The sequence below is a fragment of the Bradyrhizobium sp. sGM-13 genome (genome assembly GCF_018398875.1).
Lineage (GTDB): Bacteria > Pseudomonadota > Alphaproteobacteria > Rhizobiales > Xanthobacteraceae > Bradyrhizobium.
The window spans coordinates 17044-39448 of the sequence record NZ_JAGWDK010000029.1 but is presented as its reverse complement, the minus strand read 5'-3'; the positions used below and the strand labels follow the sequence as shown (position 1 = coordinate 39448).

At 63.1% G+C, this 22405-nt stretch carries 19 protein-coding genes and 1 pseudogene; 12 read left to right on the top strand and 8 right to left on the bottom strand.

Features of this window, described 5'->3' with window-relative positions:
• The first annotated feature begins 49 nt into the window (after positions 1 to 49).
• The gene (locus KJQ96_RS30805; RefSeq protein ID WP_213290118.1) at positions 50 to 316 is read left to right on the top strand and encodes a DUF1127 domain-containing protein; all 267 of its coding nucleotides are present in this window, start codon (positions 50 to 52) and stop codon (positions 314 to 316) included.
• Between the two features lie 102 nt (positions 317 to 418).
• Here the strand turns inward: KJQ96_RS30805 and KJQ96_RS30800 are convergent, their stop codons facing one another.
• Both KJQ96_RS30800 and KJQ96_RS30795 read right to left on the bottom strand, forming a co-directional pair.
• Positions 419 to 2866, bottom strand: a complete 2448-nt coding sequence (locus KJQ96_RS30800) for an adenylate/guanylate cyclase domain-containing protein (RefSeq protein WP_213290117.1) — start codon at positions 2864 to 2866, stop codon at positions 419 to 421.
• 229 nt (positions 2867 to 3095) lie between these two features.
• Positions 3096 to 5156, bottom strand: coding sequence for an AsmA family protein (locus KJQ96_RS30795; RefSeq protein WP_213290116.1), 2061 nt, complete (start codon positions 5154 to 5156; stop codon positions 3096 to 3098).
• A 217-nt stretch (positions 5157 to 5373) separates the two neighbouring features.
• On the opposite strand from KJQ96_RS30795, the gene KJQ96_RS30790 reads away from it, so the two are divergent.
• The 3 genes from KJQ96_RS30790 to KJQ96_RS42215 are packed head-to-tail and all read left to right on the top strand — an operon-like array spanning position 5374 to position 6603.
• Positions 5374 to 6048, top strand: coding sequence for a Crp/Fnr family transcriptional regulator (locus tag KJQ96_RS30790; protein WP_057841362.1), 675 nt, complete (start codon positions 5374 to 5376; stop codon positions 6046 to 6048).
• Between the two features lie 46 nt (positions 6049 to 6094).
• Positions 6095 to 6322 carry a hypothetical protein gene (locus tag KJQ96_RS30785; protein ID WP_213290115.1) on the top strand — a complete coding sequence of 76 codons (228 nt, stop codon included), beginning with the start codon at positions 6095 to 6097 and terminating at the stop codon, positions 6320 to 6322.
• A complete protein-coding gene (locus KJQ96_RS42215) occupies positions 6319 to 6603 on the top strand; it encodes a type II toxin-antitoxin system RelE/ParE family toxin (RefSeq protein WP_213290114.1) in 285 nt (94 codons plus the stop codon). The genes KJQ96_RS30785 and KJQ96_RS42215 overlap by 4 nt, the downstream gene beginning before the upstream one ends.
• A gap of 31 nt (positions 6604 to 6634) precedes the next feature.
• Here KJQ96_RS42215 and KJQ96_RS30775 read toward each other — a convergent pair whose 3' ends face one another.
• From KJQ96_RS30775 to KJQ96_RS30760, 4 genes are all read right to left on the bottom strand, one after another.
• Complete coding sequence (locus KJQ96_RS30775; protein WP_213290113.1) at positions 6635 to 9784, bottom strand: efflux RND transporter permease subunit; 3150 nt, start codon at positions 9782 to 9784, stop codon at positions 6635 to 6637.
• Entirely contained in the window at positions 9784 to 10707 is a 924-nt protein-coding gene (locus KJQ96_RS30770) for an efflux RND transporter periplasmic adaptor subunit (RefSeq protein WP_213290112.1), read from the bottom strand. Before KJQ96_RS30770 ends, KJQ96_RS30775 begins: the two co-directional genes overlap by 1 nt.
• A 144-nt stretch (positions 10708 to 10851) precedes the next feature.
• Complete coding sequence (locus KJQ96_RS30765; protein WP_213290111.1) at positions 10852 to 11529, bottom strand: OmpA family protein; 678 nt, start codon at positions 11527 to 11529, stop codon at positions 10852 to 10854.
• 149 nt (positions 11530 to 11678) lie between these two features.
• Positions 11679 to 13157 (bottom strand): caspase family protein, encoded by a 1479-nt coding sequence (locus KJQ96_RS30760; protein ID WP_213290110.1) that lies wholly within the window; start codon positions 13155 to 13157, stop codon positions 11679 to 11681.
• Positions 13158 to 13605: 448 nt separating this feature from the next.
• On the opposite strand from KJQ96_RS30760, the gene KJQ96_RS30755 reads away from it, so the two are divergent.
• The 3 genes and pseudogenes from KJQ96_RS30755 to KJQ96_RS30745 all read left to right on the top strand — a co-directional run bounded on the left by KJQ96_RS30755 (position 13606) and on the right by KJQ96_RS30745 (position 15658).
• Positions 13606 to 14412 carry an N-acyl homoserine lactonase family protein gene (locus tag KJQ96_RS30755; RefSeq protein WP_213290109.1) on the top strand — a complete coding sequence of 269 codons (807 nt, stop codon included), beginning with the start codon at positions 13606 to 13608 and terminating at the stop codon, positions 14410 to 14412.
• Positions 14413 to 14466: 54 nt separating this feature from the next.
• Positions 14467 to 15302, top strand: a pseudogene (locus tag KJQ96_RS30750) (NAD(P)-dependent oxidoreductase).
• Between the two features lie 11 nt (positions 15303 to 15313).
• Positions 15314 to 15658: a RidA family protein gene (locus tag KJQ96_RS30745; RefSeq protein ID WP_213290108.1), complete on the top strand. Its 345-nt coding sequence runs from the start codon at positions 15314 to 15316 to the stop codon at positions 15656 to 15658.
• A gap of 24 nt (positions 15659 to 15682) precedes the next feature.
• Here KJQ96_RS30745 and KJQ96_RS30740 read toward each other — a convergent pair whose 3' ends face one another.
• Positions 15683 to 16210 carry a MarR family winged helix-turn-helix transcriptional regulator gene (locus KJQ96_RS30740; RefSeq protein ID WP_375293223.1) on the bottom strand — a complete coding sequence of 176 codons (528 nt, stop codon included), beginning with the start codon at positions 16208 to 16210 and terminating at the stop codon, positions 15683 to 15685.
• Positions 16211 to 16334: 124 nt separating this feature from the next.
• On the opposite strand from KJQ96_RS30740, the gene KJQ96_RS30735 reads away from it, so the two are divergent.
• The 5 genes from KJQ96_RS30735 to fahA are packed head-to-tail and all read left to right on the top strand — an operon-like array spanning position 16335 to position 21856.
• The gene (locus KJQ96_RS30735) at positions 16335 to 17948 is read left to right on the top strand and encodes an FAD-dependent oxidoreductase (RefSeq protein WP_213290107.1); all 1614 of its coding nucleotides are present in this window, start codon (positions 16335 to 16337) and stop codon (positions 17946 to 17948) included.
• 9 nt (positions 17949 to 17957) lie between these two features.
• Complete coding sequence (locus KJQ96_RS30730) at positions 17958 to 18185, top strand: DUF2783 domain-containing protein (RefSeq protein ID WP_213290106.1); 228 nt, start codon at positions 17958 to 17960, stop codon at positions 18183 to 18185.
• Positions 18186 to 18219: 34 nt separating this feature from the next.
• Positions 18220 to 19176, top strand: a complete 957-nt coding sequence (locus tag KJQ96_RS30725) for an MBL fold metallo-hydrolase (protein ID WP_028351999.1) — start codon at positions 18220 to 18222, stop codon at positions 19174 to 19176.
• A gap of 3 nt (positions 19177 to 19179) precedes the next feature.
• The gene (gene hmgA / locus KJQ96_RS30720) at positions 19180 to 20526 is read left to right on the top strand and encodes a homogentisate 1,2-dioxygenase (RefSeq protein WP_213290105.1); all 1347 of its coding nucleotides are present in this window, start codon (positions 19180 to 19182) and stop codon (positions 20524 to 20526) included.
• A 58-nt stretch (positions 20527 to 20584) separates the two neighbouring features.
• Complete coding sequence (gene fahA / locus KJQ96_RS30715) at positions 20585 to 21856, top strand: fumarylacetoacetase (protein WP_213290104.1); 1272 nt, start codon at positions 20585 to 20587, stop codon at positions 21854 to 21856.
• A 132-nt stretch (positions 21857 to 21988) separates the two neighbouring features.
• On the opposite strand, the gene KJQ96_RS30710 is transcribed toward fahA, so the two are convergent.
• Positions 21989 to 22300, bottom strand: coding sequence for a DUF1272 domain-containing protein (locus KJQ96_RS30710; protein ID WP_213290103.1), 312 nt, complete (start codon positions 22298 to 22300; stop codon positions 21989 to 21991).
• Positions 22301 to 22405: the final 105 nt, after the last annotated feature.

Here is a 22405-nt window from a genome sequence, read left to right as displayed (position 1 = left end):
TGCCAGGCAAGCTCACCGGGTTCCGGCTACTGTTTGAAAGAAAATAGCCATGACTATGCTGACCACCATTCCGACCTCCGCCACCAAGCCATTTGCCTGGCGAACTGCGGTTTGGCTCGCGCGCCTGCGCCGTCTCGTCAACAGCTTCCTCGCAGCGGTCATTGCGCGCCACGAACGGCACGCCATGCGCGAGGCCCTGCGCAAGCTCGACGATCGCCATCTCGAGGATATCGGCATGTACCGCACACAGATCGACAGCAGCCTCGAAGAATTGGCGCAGACCCGCGCGCGAATGCAGCAGCCCGGTTGGCACTGACAGGCGCGTGCGTCGACGTGGCTTGTTGTCAGGCGGCTGCAACGGTTGCAGCAACGCGGTGCGTGCGCTGTTGACGACGGAAACGTTCGCAGGGACGACGGGCTACTGCATCTTTTTCCGTCGGGCCGCGGCTGCATCGACCACGTTGTCGACCGACTCGCGCCAGGCGGTGATCTCGGCTGCCAAAATTGGATGATTGAATCCCTTCAAATTCAAATCATCGATCGGCCGGCCCTCGACCCATGGCTCGACCATGCCATAGACGCGCCGGCTCACCACGATCTGATTGGCCTTGGCCTCGTCGCAGAGTCTCGACGCAAGATTGGTCACGCTGCCGATCGCGGCGTATTCCAGGCGCTGCTCGAAGCCGATCTGGCCGAGCGTGGCGTAGCCGAGTGCGATGCCGATGCCGAAGCCGAGATTGTGGCCGCGGTTGCGCCACTTCTCGGTCAGCCCGCCAATGGTATCGCGCATCTCCACCGCCATCCGCACCGCGCGCGCGGTGTGGTCCTCGAACTGGATCGGTGCGTTGAACAGGATCATTACGCCGTCGCCGGCATAGCGGTCGAGCGTGCCCTCGTACTTGAAAATCAGTTCGCCGAGCGCTGCGTGATATTCGCGCAGCACGTTCATCGCCTCTTCCGGCTCGGTGGTCTCGGTGAACGCGGTGAAGCCGCGCAAATCGCAGAACACCACCGTCACCTCGCGGCGGTGGCTGTCGAGCAGGCCCTCATGGCCGTCGGAGGAGGCGATAAGCTGCGCCACCTGCGGCGCCAGGAAACGCTCCAGCCGCCGGATGCGCTCGATCTCGCCGAGTTGCGTCTCCACCCGTTCCTCCAGCGAGCGATTCCAGTCGCGGAGCTGATCGGTCTGCTCTTGCAGCTTGCTCGCCTGTTCGCGCACGATGTCGTTGGCGGCGAGCAGTTCGCGGCTCTTGTGGTCCACTTCGGTGAAGAGGCGCGCATTGCGCATCGCCAGCACGGCCTGGTGCGCGAACGTCTTCATCAGGCCGATCAGATTGGCGGAGAATTCGCCCTCGTTCCGCCGCAGCACCACCAGCAATCCCAAAATGCCGGTCTGGTCGACCAAGGGCACCACCAATACCGAGTGGAAGCCGGCTTCCATCGCGACATCGCGCAGCGGATGTTCGGACGTTGCGCCAAGCTGGGGGATCGCGATGGGCTCGCCTGAGGTCGCGGCCTCGCCGAGCGGTGAATGGTCGGCGTCGATGGCGCGGTGGCGGCCTTCGGCAGCCTTGTCGATGCCGATGGCTTCGGTGAGTGAGAACTGGTGATTGCCGGCGTCATAGCCATAGATCAGCACGGCGTCGGCATGCGTAATTTCGAGCGCGCGCGCGGCGACCGTCGGCAGCACGGCGTTGAGATCGAGCGAGGAGGCGACCGCCCGGCCGACCTCCTCGAGCACCTTGAGCTCGTTGATCGATTGCGCCAGGTCCCGCGTGCGCTCGTTCACCTTTGCTTCGAGGTTCGAATAGGTCTCGGCGAGCTGCCCGGCCATGCCGTTGAACTGGTTGGCGAGCTCCTCCAGCTCGTCCGAGGTCTTCACCTCGATGCGGTGGCCGAAATCGCCGGCGCCGAGCCGCCGCGCGCCGGCCTGCAGCGCCGTGATCGGCACCAGCAGGCGCCGCGCCATGACGGTGCCGGCAATGATCGCGACTACGAGGCCAAGCGCGATCAGAAGCGCGATCCGCACCAATTGATCGCGGATCGGCGTCAGCGCTTGCGCCGTTGGCTGCTCGAAGAACACGCGCCAGCCGAGCTTCGGCACCAGGCTCGACGTCGTCAGCACGGCGTCGCCATTGTCATCTAGGCCCGACGCCGGCGCCACGCCGCCGGGTTTGCTGACAGCAGCGACCTGCGGCAGCGCCGATAGATTCTTGCCGACCTCGGGGCCGTTCGAGGACCTGGCCAGCACCTCGCCCTTGGCGTCAGTGATATAGGCATACGCCACCTTGCCGACCTGGGCGTCGATCAAAAATTCGGAGAGGAAATCGAGATCGATTTCGGCAACCGTGATGCTGCCGTCGGCATGCGACAGCGCGATAGACATGAATGGCTGCTGGTCGCGCAGATAGGCCGGCGCAAAGCTGGTGCCGCGCGAGACGGTTTCAGTGAAGCGGATATCGCGGGAGAAATCAGCGTTGCTGCCGAGCGTGACGGTCTGCCGCGTCAGGCGGAGCTGCTCGCGGCCGTTGCTGCCAAGCAGCGAGAGCTGGCTGACCTGCGGCACCTGCCGCAGCAATTGGGTGTAGTCGGCGCGGCGATCCTCGATCGTCTTGGTGGAGGCGCGCGTCACCCAGGAGATCTGCCGCTCCAGCTCGGAGATTGACTGCGCGATCCGCTTCGCGGTCGCCTCCGCCTTATCAGACATGCCGTCGTGGAGCGAGCTCTTGATGCCGCGATAGGTGATCCAGATTTCCATCGCGCCGTTGATGGCCAGCACGAACACGACAAGCCCGACCAGCGCGACGACGTATTTGGCAAACAGCCCCTCGCGCAGAAACCTTGCTCTCTCGTTGCCCTCGCTCATCCGGACCCTCGTGCGCCACGCTCTTAAGCATGCGCATCCGTTCGTCGCTTGCCACGGGGCGCTATTGGGGGGCCCCGGATGAGGCCTGTTTAGCACGAATTGAGGGGGCCGGCGGGCCCTCCGCCAGCATGGTTAGCCGCGATTTTAGGCAGGAATCCGCAGATTCGTCGTCATGCGCAGGCGCCGCTTAACCTCTCCCCGCGAAGAGCGGGGCGAGGGAGCATCAACCTCACCGATTGAACAACTGCCGCAACACCTCGTTCATCGGCTGGCTGTCCTGCTGCGCGGTTGTATCGCTCGGCGCTGCGGGAGGCGCCGGGTCGGCCGGCGCGGCTTGCGTCGGCGCCTCGGCGGGCGAGGTCGGCGTCAGGCTCCGTTGCCCGCCCGGGCGCGCGCCGCCTTGCGGCTGATTCTGGCCCAATCCACCCAATCCCTGAATGAGATTGCCGATGGTCTCACCAAGCTGGCCGCCGAGCGGATCATTCGGCTTGCCCGTCTGGCCGGTGTCGGGCGCAGTGCCCTGTCCGCCGGCCGCACCCTGTTGTCCGCCGCCGAGCAGGTTGCCGATCGCAGCGCCAAGCCCGGCGCCGTTTGGTCCGAACAGGCCCTTGCCCATTTCCCTCAGCTTGGCATAGGCCCCCTCCGGATTGTCGAGAATACCCTGCATCTCCGGATAGATCCGTGGGCTCCCCCATGGGCCCTCGATCATCACGGGAATGCCGAGCCCGACCGGATCGCTGGTGCGGCCCTGGCCTTCGGTGGTCATCACGAGTTTCGGCTCGACACGGAAGCCGATCTGCTTGGTGCCGAGATCGATGGTGCCGACGCCGGTCATCTTCACCAGCGGGCCGACGAGGTTGAGGTCGGTGGTCTGCGCCTGCCCCTTGTCGATTTTGAACGACGCCGACAATTGCGAAAGGTCCGTCGCCTTCTCATCGCTCGCCTGCCAGCCGGACAAGGTGCTCGCCGTCAGCGAGCGGATCATCTGCGCGACATTGAGCCCCTTGATCGCGCCATCCTGGAACACGACGAAGGCAGTGCCCGCCATGTTCGACATGATCGCGCGCTGGCTGGTGCCGTTCGAGCGCACGCTGATCTTCGCCTGCATCCTGCCGTCGATCCTGTCGAAGTCGGCAAGGCCGTGCAGCAGCGGCAGCGCGCGCACGCCGGTGAGATCGGCCCGCATCGCATAAGTGGGATTGGCGGTGGAGACATCGACGGTCAGGTCGCCATTGGCGTTGCCGTCATAGGCGCCAAGGTTGGAAACCTGCGCCTTGAGGACGCCGCTTGCGAGCGTGGCGTCGATCGCGGCAGGGGTGAAGCGCGCGTCGCCGATCTTGAGTTCGGCCGCGGAAATGCGCGCCTGCAGGTCGACGTAATTGAGCCCATTGACGTTGATCGTCGCGTTGCTCCAGGGCTGGCTTGAGGAAGAATCGGTGCTGCGCGACATGGCGACCGTGAGCTTCTGGAAATCGAGGTCGAGCTTGACCAGCGGCTTGCTCGACAGATCGACCGAGGCCCAGCCGTTGAACGCGCCGTCGCCGAGGGTGCCGGTGACGCCGTTGATCATCACGACCGAGCCGTTGAGCCGGGCTTCGGCCTTGGCCATGAGCTGCGCGTGCAACAGGCCCGGCGCGTCGATCTTGATCTCGGCCGGGATGTTCTGCCGTTCGACCGGGGCGGCGGGCAGCGCCGCCCTGGCTTCGACTTTCAGCGGATGGCCGCCGCTGCGCGCGCTGCCGGTCAGCGTAACCTTGCGGTCGGCATCGATCGTGATGTCGGCGTTGACGGTCTCGATCCTGCTCTCGACGCGGTCGCGCAAATTGGAGAACACGATGGTGCCGCCGGTGACGCTGACATGCTCGATCGAAAATGCGTCCGTCGTTTTGCCGCCAGCGGGCTTCGAGGGAGGATTGGCCTCCCTCACGCGCTCGCGCTTCAGGGGCAAATTCACCACCGGGCGAATGATGACGAGCTCGGTGATCTGCGGCCGGCCGGCCCACAGGCTCGCCAGCGTCACGTCCGCCTCGATGCTTGACGCCGTGAAACGATGGTTGATGTCGCGATCCCTGGGATCCTGCAGCGTGACATCGTTCAGCCGGATGTTGAGCTGTGGCCAGAGGCCGATCTTGGCACCGCCATTGATGGCGAGCTTGTAGCCGGTCTCGCGCTCGATCCGCTCCTGGATCTCGGCCTTCAGGTAGCCCGAGGGGATGCCGACCACCAGCAGCAACGCAATGACGACGATCACGGCGGCAATGATGGCGCCGGCAATTTTCAGTGCTCTCATATCGACATTCCAGACCGCGCAAACGGCTCTTATTTCGGTGGCTCGACACGCCGTCGCAACCGGTCGGGCGAGCTTATCCCGGAAAGGGATAGCGCCCAATGCAGCCAAAAATAATCCGGGGCTACTGCAAAGTTATGTGACTTATGACACACTCGTGGGCAGGGGAATCCTGCTAACGGCGTTCGGGGGCGGTGGAGCCGATCTGGAAGGCAATCCAATGACTAAACAGGCCGAATTTGCGGTCATTTTGAAAATGAACCCGATGTTTGCGGATTTGGGCGCCGACGAATTGCAGCGCATCTCGGGCCTTTGCCACACCCAGCAGCTCGGCGTCGGCGAAATGTTGTTCCAGAAGGGCGATCCCGGCGACGCCCTGTACGGCGTCCGCCGCGGCCAGATCCGGATCGAAACCGGCGCCTCCGACGGCAGCCGCCTGACGTTGAATTTCATGGGCTCCGGCGATCTCTTCGGCGAAGTCGCCGTGCTCGACGGCCAGAGCCGCACCGCGGACGCTACCGCCGGCGAGCCATCGGAACTGTTCGTGCTGCGCCGCGAGGATTTCCTCGCCTTCCTGGAGCGCGAGCCCAAGGTCGCGATCAAGATCATCACGCTGTTGTGTCAGCGCATCCGCTGGCAGAGCGAGCGGATGGAAGAATCCGTGCTGCAGCCGCTGCCGGTCCGGCTGGCGCGGAGGCTCTGTGCGCTCGCATCCGATTTCGGTTCCGAAGTGCACATCTCGCAGGAGCAACTCGGAGTCTTCGTCGGCGCCGCCCGCGAAAGCGTCAACCGGCAACTGCAGCTCTGGCGCAAGGACGGCATTCTGGACCTGCAGCGCGGGCGGATTTTGCTGCAAAACATGACCAAGCTGACGGCGGTGGCGAGGAACGAGTAGGGTTCCTCGCATCGTCAGACGCCGCGCGCCGTGGTATATTGATCGTATGAACAGAATACTCAAAGAAGTCATCGAGCATGCTGAGACCTGGCCCCTGGAGGATCAGGAGGAGCTTGCCGAATACGCGCGTGAAATCGAGGCACGCAGGACCGGCATCTATACGATGTCCGACGACGAGCGCTCCGCGGTCGGGAAGGGACTGGCTGAAGCCGACCGTGGGGAGTTCGTGTCGGATGAGCTTACTTCAGAAACCGATAAGCGCCACGGCGAATGAAAGTCCGCTACACGCCTGCGGCGTTCTCTGACCGAGAACGAATCTTCGAGTATTTAAGAGAGCGATCCGCGAACGGCGCGAGGAATGTCGCCGCCACCATTTGTGGCGCGGTAGAACAGCTAAAGGAGCATCCGCACAGCGGTTATCGGACCGACGATCCCGATGTCCGGGTGATATTTGTCGCTCGTTATCCCTACAAGATATTTTATCGTGTGCGAGTCGCGGTAGAAATTTTGCACATCCGGCAAACATCTCGAAGAGCTTGGAAGAACGACAGATAGTCCGTTGCACTTGAAGCGTGGAGGTCCTCCCTCACTCCGCCGCAGGCGATATCGCGGGCGGGCCCTTGGCCGGCGGCTTGCCGTGATGATCCGATCCGTGGTCCTCAGACTCCGTCTCCGCGCTGGAGACGATCAGCTTCTTGCCGAGGCGCCAGCACAGGGCGCCGAAATCGTCCATCACCATGAACATCGCGGGCACGAACACCAGCGACAGGATGGTGGAGAAGATCAGGCCGCCGATCACCGCGAGCGCCATCGGCGAACGGAATTCGCCGCCGGCGCCGAACGCCAGCGCTGACGGCATCATGCCCGCCGCCATCGCAATCGTCGTCATTACGATCGGGCGCGCGCGCTTCATGCCGGCGTCGATCATGGCGTCTTCGCGCTTCCTGCCCTCGCGGATCGCCGCACTGGCGAACTCGACCAGCATGATGGCGTTCTTGGTGACGATGCCCATCAGCATCAGGATGCCGATCCAAACCGGTGTGGTGAGCTGCTTCCCGGTCAGCAGCAATGCCGCGATCGCGCCGCCGATCGACAGCGGCAGCGAAAACAGGATGGTGATCGGTTGCAGGAAGGTGCCGAACAACAGCACCAGCACCGCATAGACCATCATCAGGCCGGCGGTGATCGCAGTCGCAAATCCTTCCGACAATTCGTTGAGGCTTTCGGCGTCGCCCGACGGGCTGACCCTCACGCCCTTCGGCAGGCTCTTCATGACCGGAAGATCGTAGATGAACTTGGTGGCGTCGCCGAGGGCTGCGGTGCCGACGAGGTCGGCGGCGACGGTCGCCTGTCGTTCGCGGTCATAGCGGTTGATGCTGGTCGGGCCCTGATCGAGCTGGATGTCAGCGACAACAGACAGCGGCACGCCGCCGCGTTCGCCGCGCTGGCCGAGTGGCACCCGCAATTGCTGCAGCATCTGCAGGTCGCTGCGCGCACTGTCCTCGAGTTGGACCCGGATCGGCACCTGACGGTCGCCGGCGTCGAATTTTGCAAGCGCCGGACCGACGTCGCCGATGGTGGCCACTCGGATCGTTTGTGACAGGCTTTCGGTCGAGACGCCAAGCCGTGCCGCGAGCTCGGCGCGCGGACGGATGCGAAGCTCGGGCCGGTCAAGTGCGGTTTCCGAGATCACGTTGGCGATGATCGGGATCCGCTTCATCTGCGTCGCCAGCTCGCTGGCGACGTTGTTGACGATGTTGCTGTCGGTGCCGGTCACGACGAGGGAAATCGCTCGCAGGCCGTTTTCGTCGAGGAACCAGAAGCGGATATCGGGAACGTTTTCCAGCTCCTGGCCGATCTCGAGTTCGAGCTGCCGCTGCGTAATCTTGCGATCGGCCTTCGGCGTGTAGTTGATGATCAGCGCGGCGCGGCGGACTTCCTGCGTCCCCGGCGGTACGCGGCCGCCATCGACGAAGATGCTCTTCACCTCGGGACGCTTGCGCAGACGGGCGACGATTTCCTCAGTGACCTTTTCGGTGTAGGCGAGCTGCGAGCCCGGCGGCAATTCCATTGCCAGCAGCGAGCGCGCGGTGTCCTGCGCCGGCAGAAAGCCTTGCGGCAGCAGCGTGATGCTCCAGATCGAGGCGGCAAAAACGCCGAGGCCGATCAACACCGTGATGAAGTAGTGCTTCACCGACCAGGTCACGAGTTTGGAGTAGGTCTGCAGGATGCGCCCGGGCGGCGGGTCTTCGTGCGGGTGATCCTTCAGGAAGTAAGCGGCGAGCACCGGCGTGACGAAGCGCGCGGCGAGCAGCGAGAAGAACACCTGCACCGACACGGTGATGCCGAACTGCTTGAAGAACTGTCCCGCGATACCGGACATGAAGCTGGCGGGAGCAAAAATCGCAATAATCGTCAGCGAAATCGCGATCACCGCGAGGCCGATCTCGTCGGCGGCCTCCAGCGCGGCGCGATAGGGCGATTTGCCCATGCGCATGTGGCGCACGATGTTCTCGATCTCGACGATGGCGTCGTCGACCAGAATGCCCGTCGACAGCGTAATGGCGAGGAAGGAGACGAGGTTCAGCGAGAAGCCGAGCAGGTCCATTGCCCAGAACGCCGGGAAGATCGACAGCGGCAGCGAAATCGCGGCGATGATAGTGGCTCTGATATCGCGCAGGAACAGCAGCACGACGATCACCGCGAGGATCGCGCCTTCGAACAAGGTCGAGATCGCCGCATCGTAATTGCCCTTGGTGAAGTTGACCGAGGTGTCGATCAGCTTCAGGTCGACGTCGGGATAGGCGACCTTCAGCGCATCGATGCGCTTCTGCACGGCCTCGGCCACCACCACGTCGCTGGCGCCCTTGGAGCGCTTGATGCCGAGCGCCACCACCGGTTCGCCGTTGAAGCGGGCAAAGGTCCGGCGATCGGCAATGGTGTCAGTGACGGTGCCGAGGTCGTCGAGCCGGACTTCGCCGCCGCCGAACAGCGGGATCATCGTGCCGGCGAGATCGTTCAGCGTCTTGGCGCCCGCCAGCGTGCGGATCGCCTGGTCGTTCTTGCCGATTTCGGCGCGGCCGCCGGCGAGGTCGACATTGGTGCCGCGAAGGATCTGGCTGACATTGACGGCGGTGAGTCCCGCCGCCTGCAACCGGTCGGGATCGAGCGAAACGAGAATTTCGCGCTCGACACCGCCGATGCGCTCGACCTGCGCAACTCCGCGGACGCCCTGCAGCGCGCGCTTGACGACGTCGTCGACGAAATAGGAAAGCTGTTCCGGCGTCTTGCCGGGCGAGATCGCGGCATAGGTGACGATCGGCAGGCCGATTACGTCGACGCGCTGGATCAGCGGCTCGTTGACGTTCTGCGGCAGGTTGGCGCGAACGCGCGTGACGGCATCCTTGACGTCGTTTAGCGCACGATCGGTGTTGGTTTCGAGCGCGAACTGGATCGTCGTCACCGACAGGCCATCGGTAATCGAGGACGAAATATGCCGCACGCCTTCGACGCCGGATACACCGTCCTCGATGGTCTTGGTGACCTGCGCTTCCAGTTCGGCGGGAGCAGCGCCGAATTGCGCGACAGCGACCGAAATCACGGGGATGTCGGCGCTCGGCAACCGCGTCACCGCAAGCTTGGTGAAGCTGACCCAGCCCAGGACCAGGAGAATGATCGAAAAGACGATCGAAGGAAGCGGGTTCCGGATCGACCAAGCCGAGATGTTCAAAGCCATTAGCGTGCCCGCGTGCGCTCGAGTTCGTCGGCGAACATGGTCTTGACCTGGTCGCCGTCATGCAGCGAGGTGCCAGCATCGGCCACGACGGTTTCGCCGACGTCGAGGCCTTCAAGAATTTCGGTTGAGGTTTCGGAGGTCAGGCCGACCCGCACCTTTCGTGTCTCGATCGTATTGCCCTTCACGACCTGCAGGGTCAGGCGGTCGATGGCGGTGCGCGGGACGGCGACGCCGCAGGAACGCTTGGCGTCGATATTGGCGCGGGCAAACATGCCGACCTTGAGCGAGGGATTGTTGTTCAGCGAAATCCGGACCTTGCCGAGTTGGGTGGTGCGGTCGATCTGCGGCGAGATCTGCCGGACCTTGCCGACGACATCGGGCGCATCGTCGCGGCTGATGCGCACCGTTGCACCCGGATTGAGCTTGAGCAGATGAACGCTCGGCACTTCGGCTTCGAGCTCGATTTCATTGTTCACGGAGACACGGAACATCGGGCCGGCCTGCGGCGAAGCCGGCGCGCCGACCGCAGTCCTGACTTCGGTGACGAGGCCGGCAGCCGGCGCGCGAAGCGATATCGGTCCAGGCCGGCCGCCCGGGGCTCCCGGCTGTTGCGGCGGCGGGGTGAGGCGCGCCATCTCCTGATTTTCGGTAACCGTATCGCCTTCCTTGACGAACAGATCAGTGACCCTGGAGCCTTCCTGATCGACGCCGATCTGGGCCTCGCGCCGCGGCACGATAAAGCCGGTGACGCGCACCATGTCGGAGAAACAGGCATTGGTGGATTTGGTCACGATCACCAGCGCCTGGCCCGGCGTTTCCTTTTCTTCCGCGCGCGGACGGTGCTCGAACCAGTAATAGCCGACGGCGAGAGCGGCAACGAAGGCCACGCCGAGCGCAGGTTTAAGGTATTCGGAGAATTTCATCGCCGGATCATCCAGACTCGAAGTCAAATCAAACAGGGCGCATTGGCTGGCCGAAGGCCTGCGATCTCGCCCAAAACGAATACGTCCCGCACGGGTGCTGCGGGACGTATTGTAGCCGCAAAATATTGGTCGGCGCCACGCCCCTTACTTGGATGCGTTCGACGCGGTGGCCTTGTTTTCCATGTTCACGACCTGGACGCGGCGGTTCACTTCCGCCAGCGGCTGGCTCGGATCCTTGAGCTTGCTCTTGCCATATCCGACGGTGACGAGATCGGTGCCGTTGATGCCGTATTTGTCGACGAGATAGCGCTTGATGGCGTCGGCGCGACGCTCGGAGAGGTCCTGATTATAGGCTTCGCCGCCGGCCGCATCGGTGTGGCCTGCGACCACAAAGGTCGAGCCCTTGAGGTCGTTGTTGGTAAGAGCGCGGCCGAGCGCCTGAACCGATGGCAGCGACTTCGCGCTGATATCGGCTGAGTTGTAGTCGAAGTTGATTTCCAGATCGATCTTCGGCTTGTCCTTGACGATGGTGGCGATTTCCTCGCGCTCGGCGATCGAAAGCGAACGCGTGGAGCGACCGCGGAATTTCTGAACCAATTTGCTCTCGGCGGCGGCCACAGTCGGGTCGACGGTCTGCTGCGGACCGACCGAAAGGCCACGGGTCAGCGGCTTCTTTTCGGGTACCAGCGCGCGGATGATCTGATCTTCGGTGACGTTCCTCTCCTGCGCGAGGGCAGTTCCCGCACTTAAGCCGATTGCGGCGCCGAGCGCCGCAACCGAGACGATTGCGGTAAGAGTCTTCGTTACTGAGAAATTTGCCATTACCAGTCCCCCTCCTGCGGGCTTCCCACGCGGTTCTAAGGTCATCCAAATGAGCTGCCGCACCTTGGTTTGCGGCCGGCTGCTTTACGTTAGTCTGGGCGCCCGCCGCAGGGTTCGAGGCGCCGGCAGCCTTCATACCTAAAAAATCATCACTGCACCCCGTAATCGGCGAATTCCTTGACGATATTGGGGTCCATCGCCTTCGCATTGTTAATATCGAGATCGCCTTCCGAAATCGAGCCGTTGCGCTTCTTGGCAAGGCCGCGGCCGTACAGCGACGACGTCAATCTCGGGTTGATCTTGAGGGCGGCGTCGAAATCAGCAATTGCATTCTTGTTCTGGCCGCTTTTCAGGTTAACGAGGCCGCGGCTGTCGAGCGCGTCGACGAAATTCGGCCGCAGCCGCAACGCCTCGTTGCAATCCTTCAGTGCCGCCTGCAGGTCCCCGATCACCGTGCGGGCCCAGCAGCGGTTGTTGTAAGCTTCCACATCCTTCGGATTCAGCCGCAGCGAATTGTTGAAGTCCTTGATGGCGAGCTCGTAGGCGCCCTTGCTCGCATAGACCTGTCCGCGCCGGTATAGCGCAGCGGCATCGTCCGGATTGTCGTTGAGCCTGGTGGTCAGGTTCTTGATGGTCGGGTCGTCGGCCAGCGCAACCGCAGTCGGGCTGGGGCTCTCGGTTGGCTTGGCCGGTGGCGGAGGCGGAGGAATCGCGGCTTCAGCCGGCTTCGGCGGCGCCGGAGGAGGCGGTGGCGGAGCAGGCGCGGCCACCTGGGGCGCAGCAGGTGCAGGAGCAGGGGAAGGGGCGGGTGCAGGCGCGGGAGTCGTTGGCGCTGCGGCCACCGGAGCCGGCGGCGGGCTCGCCGGCCGCGGACCGCCGCTGGGAATAAAGGAGAAATCCTCGGCCAGCGACGACGAAATCCATGGCACCTGCTCCTGGCGCGAGGCGCGGGTGACGCCGACGCGGGTGCGGTTTAGCGTTTCCTCCGCCATCAAATCGGGGGTGCGGATTTCCTTCAGCAGCTCTTTCACAAACAGGCTGCGGTCGCTGCCATTGTCGGAAACGACCGACGAGAGCGCGGCCGAATACATCACCAGCGTGCCGTTCGGCGCGATAACCGGCGCAAGGCCGGCGGAAAAGCTGCGGAACCGGCGCTCGAACGGATTGCGCCTGCTGGCGTCGATCAGCGCGATCTTGACGCCTGCGCCGCGGCTGTTGATCTCCCCCAGCACGGTTTCGAGGCTGAAACCGTCGCGGCGAACGTCGGCCTCAGTCCAGATCTGCGCATCGACGGGGATCATGTAGCTCTGGCGGCTCGACTGCACGCCAAAGCCCGAAAAGAATAGCAGCGCGACCGAGCCGGGCTTGATTTTGCCGTACAGCCGCTCGAAGGCGCGGCGCATCTGCTCGCCGGTCAGGTTCTCGCCGATATCGACATTGAATCCGTCGCGCTTGAGCTCTTCGGCGACGTCGCGCGCATCATTGATCGGTTCCTTCAGGGGCGCCTCGGCGTCCGGATATTTCGCGTTGCCGATCACCAGCGCATACCGTTCGCCGGCTGCGAGCGACGGGGCTACCGACGCGACCGCAAAAATCAGGGAAAGGAGCAATACAAGGCGGGTTTTCATATTGACGGCAATCCAGCCAAAATGGCGCCGTTACCAGCTTGCGCCGCGGCGACCTTACTCTACGCACTCTGCATTATCAAACCACGCGCACAGCCCGTCAACCGCTTGCGATCTCGTCACTAATTGCGACAATTAACCGCGACCGCACCGCGTGGATGAAGGGAATAAACAATGTTGGAAGGGCGGCAACGCCTCGGCGCGCGGACTTGGTCTCTGCAACCGGTTCCCGATCTGCTCGACCATCCTTTCGTAGTGCCCGGCTGCGTCCGAATACGACGGTCTGCCCGGGTCACCTGCGGGTGACGACCACCATAGAAATGTGACCCCTCTCACATAATGCTCTGCAATGCCACGCGGTGGTCATTCGCGCACCGCGTTTGACCTTTGTAGGTGACAATGGCTTGCTGCCGGCATCGGCCAAGTTCAGCACAAAAGAAAAGTGACACCGATGGGAAACGCCTACGAGATCTATGCCCTGCGCTATGCGACGATGTCGCCCCGCACTCCTCATTTGAATTTTCTGATCCCCGATCCGCACGAAACCACGGCGCAGGATCTGGATTACTTCGTCTGGCTGATTAGAGGGAGCGGCCGCGACATCCTGGTCGACACCGGCTTCAATGCCGAAGAGGCGAAGGCGCGTTCGCGCAAACTCACGCTCAATCCGGTCGACGCACTGGCCGATTTTGGTGTTGCCGCCGACACCATTCGTGACGTGATCGTCACCCATCTGCACTACGACCACGCCGGCAATCTCGATCGCTTCCCGAACGCGCGGTTTCATCTGCAGGATCGCGAGATGAGCTACGCGACCGGGCGCTGCATGTGCAATGGCATGTTGCGGCATCCGTTTTCGGTCGAGCACGTCACCACGATGGTGCGCCACGTCTATGGCGAGCGCGTCACTTTCCATTCCGGCGACGGCGAGATCACGCCCGGCGTGACGGTGCATCGCGTCGGCGGCCATTCCGATGGCCTGCAGGTCGTGCGCGTCGAAACTGCGCGGGGGCCAGTGGTGCTGGCGTCGGACGCTTCGCACTACTACGCCAATCTGCACAAGCGCAGCCCGTTTCCGATCGTCTACAATGTCGGCGACATGGCGCAGGGCTGGGAAATCGTCGAGCGCCTGGCCGGCCATCCCGATCGTTTCATTCCCGGCCACGATCCGATCGTGAGCGAGATCTACCCGCGCGCCAGCGACAAGGTCGATGCATTCGCGCTGCACCTGGCGCCGTCGCGTTCTTTCGCGAAATAGCGGACGGTTATGATGCCAGCGTACAACACGATCGGCTTCATCGGCCTCGGCGTGATGGGCGAGCCGATCTGCCGCAATCTCGTGAAGAAGAGCGGTAAGCGCGTGATCGCGTTCGATCTTGCGGCCGAGCCGCTGGCACTGCTGCAGGCCGAGGGCGCGAAGGCCGCAGGCACCGTCGCCGACGTCGTCAGGCAAAGCGATTTGTTGTTCCTCTGCCTGCCCAGCGCCAAGCATGTGCGCGCGGTGTTCGAGGGCGACGGAATCCTGGCAAACATCCGCGGTGGTCAGGTCGTCGTCGATCTCGGTACGTCGTCAGTCGGCCAAACCCGTGAGTTTGCCAAGCTGCTGCAGGCCGAGGATGCATCCTGGGCCGACGCGCCGATCGCGCGCACGCGCCAGGCGGCGCAGGACGGCACGCTGAGCGTGATGGTTGGCGCGACGCCCGCACTTTATGCCGATATCGAGCCACTGATCGTTGTTTTGCCACTGATGTCACCCATTGCGGCGACGTCGGCTCGGGGCAGGTGACGAAGATTCTCAACAACATGGTGCTGTTCGAAACCGTCAACGCGCTCGCTGAAGCGGTCGCTGTCGCGAAGCAGAATGGTGTCGATCCAAAGCTGTTGCTCGACACGCTGTCCAAGGGTTCGGCCGACAGCTTTGCGCTACGCAATCACGGCATGAAGGCGATCGTGCCGGGCAATTTTCCGGAGCGCGCGTTCTCGACCGAATATGCGCTGAAGGATCTTTCCTATGCGCTGGAGCTCGCAGCCGATGCGGGATTGAAAATCCGTGGTGCGGAGTTAGTCAGAACGATACTGCAGGAGGCGATCGATGCCGGATCGGGCGATAATTATTTCCCGGTCATCGCGAAACATATTGGCCGCTAATCGGAGATATCATGATTCAACGCTTTGCCGGGCTTACACCAACCCGCAGCCGCGCCGTCGCGCACGACGATCTGGTGTTCACGGTGGCTGTCGCGCCCGACCCCGTTACCCCGTCGATGTACGAGCAGAGCGTAAAGGCGCTCGCCCGGATCGACGAAAGCCTCGCGCTGTGCGGCACGGACAAGAGCAAGATTCTCTCGGCTATCGTCTACATCACCGATATCAAGCGGAAGGGTGAGATGAACCGCGCCTGGGACGAATGGGTCGATACCAAAAATCCGCCAATGCGCGCCTGCATCGGCGTCGATCTCGAGCCGCCTCATATCGTGGAGATTGTGGTGACGGCCGTGAAGTGAGCCTCGGCACAGCGCTCAAGCCGGTCAGTAAGCTTCCTTCGCGTCCGCCTCTTCGCTGGTCTGCACCAGGTCGAGGCTCGCCTCGACCTTCCCGAGCAGCCGCGCGAAATCCTTGCGCTCCTGCGCGGACAGACAGGACAGTATCTCCTGTTCCCTGCGCAGCAGCCGCGGGATCAATTCCTCGTAGAGCGCTTCGCCCTTGTGCGTCAGACGCAGGCGGAATTCGCGGCGGTCGTCCTCGCTCTCGACACGCTCGACGATCTGCCGCTTCATCAGCGAGGTGACCGCGCGGCTGATGGTGGATTTGTGGGTGCGGGTGCAGTGGGCGATGTATTGCGCGCTGCAGGCATCGTGACGGAAGCCGAGCGTCGCCAGCACGCGCCATTCCGGAATATCGAGCCCATAGCGCGCCGCATATTCGGCCGAGAGTGCGGAGCTGACTTCCGCCGCCAGCCGGTTGAGCCGGAACGGCACGAACTTGAAGAGGTCCAGTCGTGCGGCCCTTTTCGGCGCGCTCTCTTCCCGCGAACCGGCCACCATTTCGCCTGACATCGCTTTTGGCAAGAATCGCCTCGATTTGAGTTGACGCCGGACCCGGCCGGGGGTTTAAGATAGTTGCAGGTGAGACTAATTTAGCAGGGTCGCAGACCCTTGGCTAGTGACGGGGTTGACCCGCATGGCGCTGACTAAAACCCAGTTCGGCTATCGCCGCCATCCCGATCAGGACCGGGTGGGCGCGAATACCGCCGAGCACGCTGTTGTCGTCGTCGGCGCTGGTCCAGTGGGGCTGTCGCTGGCGATCGATCTGGCGCAGCGCGGGCAAGCGGTCGTGCTGCTCGACGACGCTGACCGGATCGGCGAGGGCTCGCGGGCGATCTGCTTCTCCAAACGCTCGCTCGAATTCTGGGACCGGCTCGGCATCGGCCAGCGCATGGTCGACAAGGGCGTGGTGTGGAGCGTCGGCAAGATCTTTCACGGCGACTCCCAGCTCTATCAATTCAATTTGCTGCCCGAGGAGGGTCACAAGCGGCCGGCCTTCATCAACCTGCAGCAATTCTACGCTGAGGCCTATCTGGTCGATCGTGTCGAGGAACTCCCCGAGATCGACCTGCGCTGGCGCAACAAGGTGACCGGGCTCGAGCCGCACAACGACCATGTGGTGCTGACGATCCAGACGCCGGACGGCCCCTATCGGTTGGCGGCGCAATACGTGATCGCCTGCGATGGCGCCCGATCGTCGCTGCGGCAAATGGTCGGAGCGGACTTTGCGGGCCAGGTGTTCGAAGACCAGTTCCTGATCGCCGACGTCAAGATGACCGCGGCGTTTCCAACCGAGCGCTGGTTCTGGTTCGATCCGCCGTTCCACGCCGGACGCTCCGCGCTCCTGCACAAGCAGCCGGACGACATTTGGCGGATCGACCTGCAGCTCAATCGCTTTGCCGATCCGGCGGTGGAAAAGCTGCCGGAGAACGTGCGGCCACGCATCGCCCGCATGCTCGGTCACGACAAGTTCGATTTCGAATGGATCTCACTGTACAAATTCCAGTGCCGGCGGATGAACAAGTTTATCCATGGCCGGGTGATCTTTGCCGGCGATGCCGCCCATCAGGTCTCGCCGTTCGGCGCCCGCGGCGCCAATTCCGGGCTCGAGGACGCCGAGAATCTGGCGTGGAAACTCGATCGCGTGCTGCGGGGTATCTCGCCCGAGGCGCTGCTTGAGAGCTACCACATCGAGCGCAGCGCCGCGGCCGACGAGAACATCCGCGAATCCACCCGCTCGACCGATTTCATGGCGCCGAACTCCCGCCAGGAGGCGCGGCTGCGCAAGGCAGTGCTATCGCTCGCCCGGGAAACCGAGTTCGGCAAGCGCATGGTGAATGCGGGGCGTCTCTCGACGCCCTCGATCTACGAAACGCCGCTTTCGACCGCCGATAGCGATTGCTGGCGCGGCGGCCCGCGTCCCGGCGCCTCGATGCCGGACGCGCCGGTTGCAGGCCGGAGCGGCGAACCGATGTATCTCACCGATGCTTTCATCGGGGCGGGAACGGGGTTCACGCTGCTGGAGTTTAGCAATGGTGCTGCGCCGGAGCTGCCTGAGGAAATAGCCACAATCCGGATTGGCGGCAAAGACGGTCTGGCCGATTCTGCAGGTCTTGCTGCTACGCGTTACGACGCCGAGCCAGGCACGGCCTATCTGCTGCGTCCCGATGGCTATGTCGCGGCGCGCTTTCGGCATCCGACCCGGGCGGCACTCGACGCCGCGCTCGCGCGTGCCGCCGGCCACAACTGAGGTTTCGTCATGGCGTTATCGACCAGTTCGAACTTTGCCAAGCCTGATGACGCGTTCCGCGCCATCGTCGAGGCGCATCGTGGACTGAACGACGAGCAAAGCGCCGATCTCGATGCGGCACTGGTTCTCATCCTCGCCAATCACATCGGTGACCTCGATGTGCTGAAGGAAGCGATTGCGCTCGCCGCTCGGCGGATGCTCGATGCGAGCCAGCAGCAAGAGCAGCAGCAACAATAATTTCACGTCTTAAACGAAGTCAGGAATCGAATTGATGGCTAAAGGTTTCGCGTCCACCACCGATCTCGCGGAAAAGAAGATCACCTTCTCCGAAATCGGCACTGATCTCTACGCGTTCACCGCCGAGGGCGATCCGAACTCCGCGATCATCGTTGGCGACGACGGCTGCCTTGTGTTCGACGCGCAGGCGACGCCGGCGATGGCCAACAAGGTGATCGAGCGGGTGCGCACCGTCACCGACAAGCCCATCAAATATGTCGTGCTGTCGCACTATCACGCCGTCCGCGTGCTAGGCGCCTCCGCCTACAAGGCGCAGGGCATCGTGGCGTCGGCCGAAACCTACCGGCTGATCGAGGAGCGCGGCCAGCAGGATTGGGATTCCGAATATGGCCGCTTTCCCCGCCTGTTCCAGGATGCGCAGAGCATTCCCGGGCTGACTTGGCCGACGCTGACGTTTGAAGGCGAGATGTCGATTTACTTGGGAAAACGCGAGGTGCGGTTGATGCAACTCGGTGCCGGGCATACGTCCGGCGATATCGTGGCCTGGGTGCCGGATGCCGAAGTGATGTTTTCCGGCGACCTCATCGAATATCACTCGGCCTGCTATTGCGGCGATGCGCATTTACGTGAATGGCCGATGACGCTGAACGAAATCCGCGCCTTCAATCCGAAGGCGATCGCGCCGGGCCGCGGCGACGCGCTGAAGGGACTTTCAACCGGGCGCGACGCGATCGCGATGACGCGCGACTTCGTCACGACGCTCTATGGCGCCGCGGAAAGCTCGGTTGCCAAGGGCCGCACGCTGAAAGAGACCTTTGCCGCAACGCGCGAGGTGATGGATCCAAAATTTTCCAGCTTCGCCATTTACGAGCACTGCCTGCCGTTTAACGTCTCGCGCGCGTTCGACGAGGCGTCAGGAATAGACGATCCCGTGATCTGGACCGACAAGCGCGACCAGGAAATGTGGGCCGCCCTGCAAGGAGGAGGATAGACCATGAATATCAACACCTCGCCTGATCAGATCGTTCGCAGCAGCGCACAACTGACGCCGGGCTATATGTCCGGTTTCGGCAACAGTTTTGAAACTGAAGCCTTGCCCGGTGCGCTGCCGATGGGCCGCAATTCGCCGCAGCGCTGCGCCTACGGGCTCTATGCCGAACAGCTCTCCGGCTCGCCGTTCACCGCGCCGCGCGGCAGCAATGAGCGCTCCTGGCTCTATCGCATCCGCCCTTCGGTGAAGCATTCGGGCCGCTTTGCGAAAGTCGATGCCGGGCTGTGGCGCACCGCGCCGTGCCACGAATATGATTTGCCGATCGCGCAACTGCGCTGGGACCCGGCGCCGATCCCAAAGGAAGACAAGACGTTCCTGCAGGGCGTGCAGACCATGACGACGGCGGGCGATGCCAATACGCAAGGAGGCATGGCCGCGCACGTTTATCTCATCACCACGTCAATGGTCGATCAGCACTTCTACAATGCTGACGGCGAGATGATGTTCGTCGCGCAGCAGGGCAACCTGCGCCTCATTACCGAATTCGGCCGCATCGATATCGAGCCGGGCGAGATTGCGGTGATCCCGCGTGGCGTGAAATTCCGGGTGGAGGTTCCGAATGGACCTGCGCGCGGCTATATCTGCGAGAATTACGGCGGCGCGTTCACGCTGCCGGAGCGCGGGCCGATCGGCGCCAACTGCCTCGCCAATTCGCGCGACTTCCTGACGCCGGTGGCCAGCTATGAGGACAAGGACACGCCGACGGAACTGTACGTGAAATGGGGCGGCTCGCTGTTCAAGACGACGCTGCCGCATTCGCCGATCGACGTGGTGGCGTGGCACGGCAATTACGCGCCCTACAAATACGATCTGCGCACCTTCTCGCCGGTCGGCGCCATCAGCTTCGACCATCCCGACCCCTCGATCTTCACGGTGCTGACCTCGCCGTCGGAAACGGCGGGCACCGCGAATATCGACTTCGTGATCTTCCCGGAGCGCTGGGCGGTCGCCGAAAATACCTTCCGCCCGCCCTGGTATCATATGAACATCATGAGTGAGTTCATGGGGCTGATCTACGGCGTCTACGACGCCAAGCCGCAGGGTTTTGTTCCGGGCGGCATCAGCTTGCACAACTGCATGCTGCCGCACGGCCCCGACCGCGAGGCCTTTGATCGCGCCAGCAATGGCGAGCTGAAGCCGGTGAAGCTGACGGGCACCATGGCCTTCATGTTCGAAACGCGCTTTCCGCAGCGGGTGACCCAGCACGCGGCGACGTCGGCGACCTTGCAGGACGACTACGCCGATTGCTGGAAGGGCCTCGAGAAACGGTTCGACCCGAACAAGCCGTAGCCTCTTACCCTCCCCTGGAGGGTGAAAGAACCAGCCTTAGCGATATTCGGGAAAGCCCATGCCCCACCCCAACGACCCCAAACTCCGCTCGTTCATCGACGTCGCGCCCACTTCCCATTTCCCGATCCAGAATCTCCCTTACGGCGTGTTTTCCGCCAAGGACGGGCTCGCTCCGCGCGTTGGAGTAGCGATCGGCGATTACGTGCTCGATCTCTGGCAGCTCGCGCAGGATTGCCGGTTCGATGTCGTCGAGCCGGCGGTGTTCGCCGCGCCGCAGCTAAATGCGTTCATGGCGCTGGGGCCAAAGGTCTGGTCGAGCACGCGGGCGCGGATTAGCGAGCTTCTGCGGGATGATCATCCTGAACTCCGCGACAACGAAGCCTTGCGCAAGCGCGCGCTGGTGCCGATGGCGGATGTGAGGCTGCACATGCCGTTCGCGGTCTCCGGCTACACCGATTTCTACTCATCCAAGGAGCACGCCACCAATGTCGGCGTGATGTTCCGCGGCAAGGACAATGCGTTACAACCGAACTGGCTGCACATGCCGATCGGCTACAACGGCCGCGCCTCGACCGTTGTCGTCAGCGGCACGCCGGTGCGCCGTCCGCGCGGCCAATTGAAGCCGCCGACGGCCGACATGCCGAGCTTTGGGCCATGCAAGCGGCTCGATTTCGAGTTGGAGATGGGCGTGGTGGTCGGCCAACCGTCGGTGATGGGCGAAATGCTCACCGAGAAGCAGGCCGAAGAGATGATCTTCGGCTTCGTCATCCTCAACGACTGGAGCGCGCGCGACATCCAGCAGTGGGAATATGTGCCGCTCGGGCCGTTCCAGGCCAAGGTGTTTGCGACCTCGATCAGCCCGTGGGTGGTGACGCGCGAGGCGCTGGAGCCATTTCGATTGCACGGCCCCGTGCAGGATCCGAAGCCGCTGCCGTACTTGCAGCAGACGCAGCCGAACAATTACGACATGGCGCTGGAGGTGGACTTACGCGCCGCGCCGATGAACGCGCCGAAAAGTATCAGCCGCACCAATTTCAAATACATGTACTGGTCGTCGGTGCAGCAGCTCGTGCACCATGCGTCTTCAGGCTGCGCCATGAATGTCGGCGATCTCTTAGGGAGCGGCACCATCTCCGGTCCGGAGAAGGACCAGCGCGGCAGCCTGTTGGAGATAAGCTGGAACGGCACCGAGCCGGTCGAGCTGGCCGAGGGCGTGAAACGATCGTTCCTGGAAGATGGCGATTCGCTCGTGATGCGCGGCTGGTGCCAGGGCGACGGCTACCGCGTCGGCTTTGGCGAGGTCGAGGGGACGATTTTGGCGGCGGGGTAGCCGTCATTGTGAGGCCGTAGGGTGGGCAAAGGCGCGTATAGCGCCGTGCCCACCATCTATCCCGATGCGGATCTAATGGTGGGCACGCTTCGCTTTGCCCACCCTACTCAACTTCGCGATCACGCAGATAGTTTAGCGCTCCTGCGGCGAAATATCTCGCCACCGCGCTGAATGCGCGGCAACATCTTCCACGCTGTACTTCAAATGCACGCGCTTGTCCGACGGCAACTGCTTGGTGACGCATACGCCTGGCCGGCGCTCGGTCGCGGGCCGGATCGGCCGCCGCTCAAAGCCGCCGCCGCAGTTCGGGCAAACATTGTGCAGCTTGGTCTCGACGCAATCCGCGCAGAACGTACATTCATACGAGCAGATGCGCGCGTCGATCGCATTCGGCGGCAGGTCCTTGTCGCAATATTCGCAGTTCGGTCGGAGTTGCAGCGCCATTGGTGGTCTCGCGGGATGATTCTTACGGATCATCGCAAATGGGATCGGGAACGCGAATGACGAATTTCCCTCGATTTGGGCCATGCTGCCCCAGTGACTCATCAA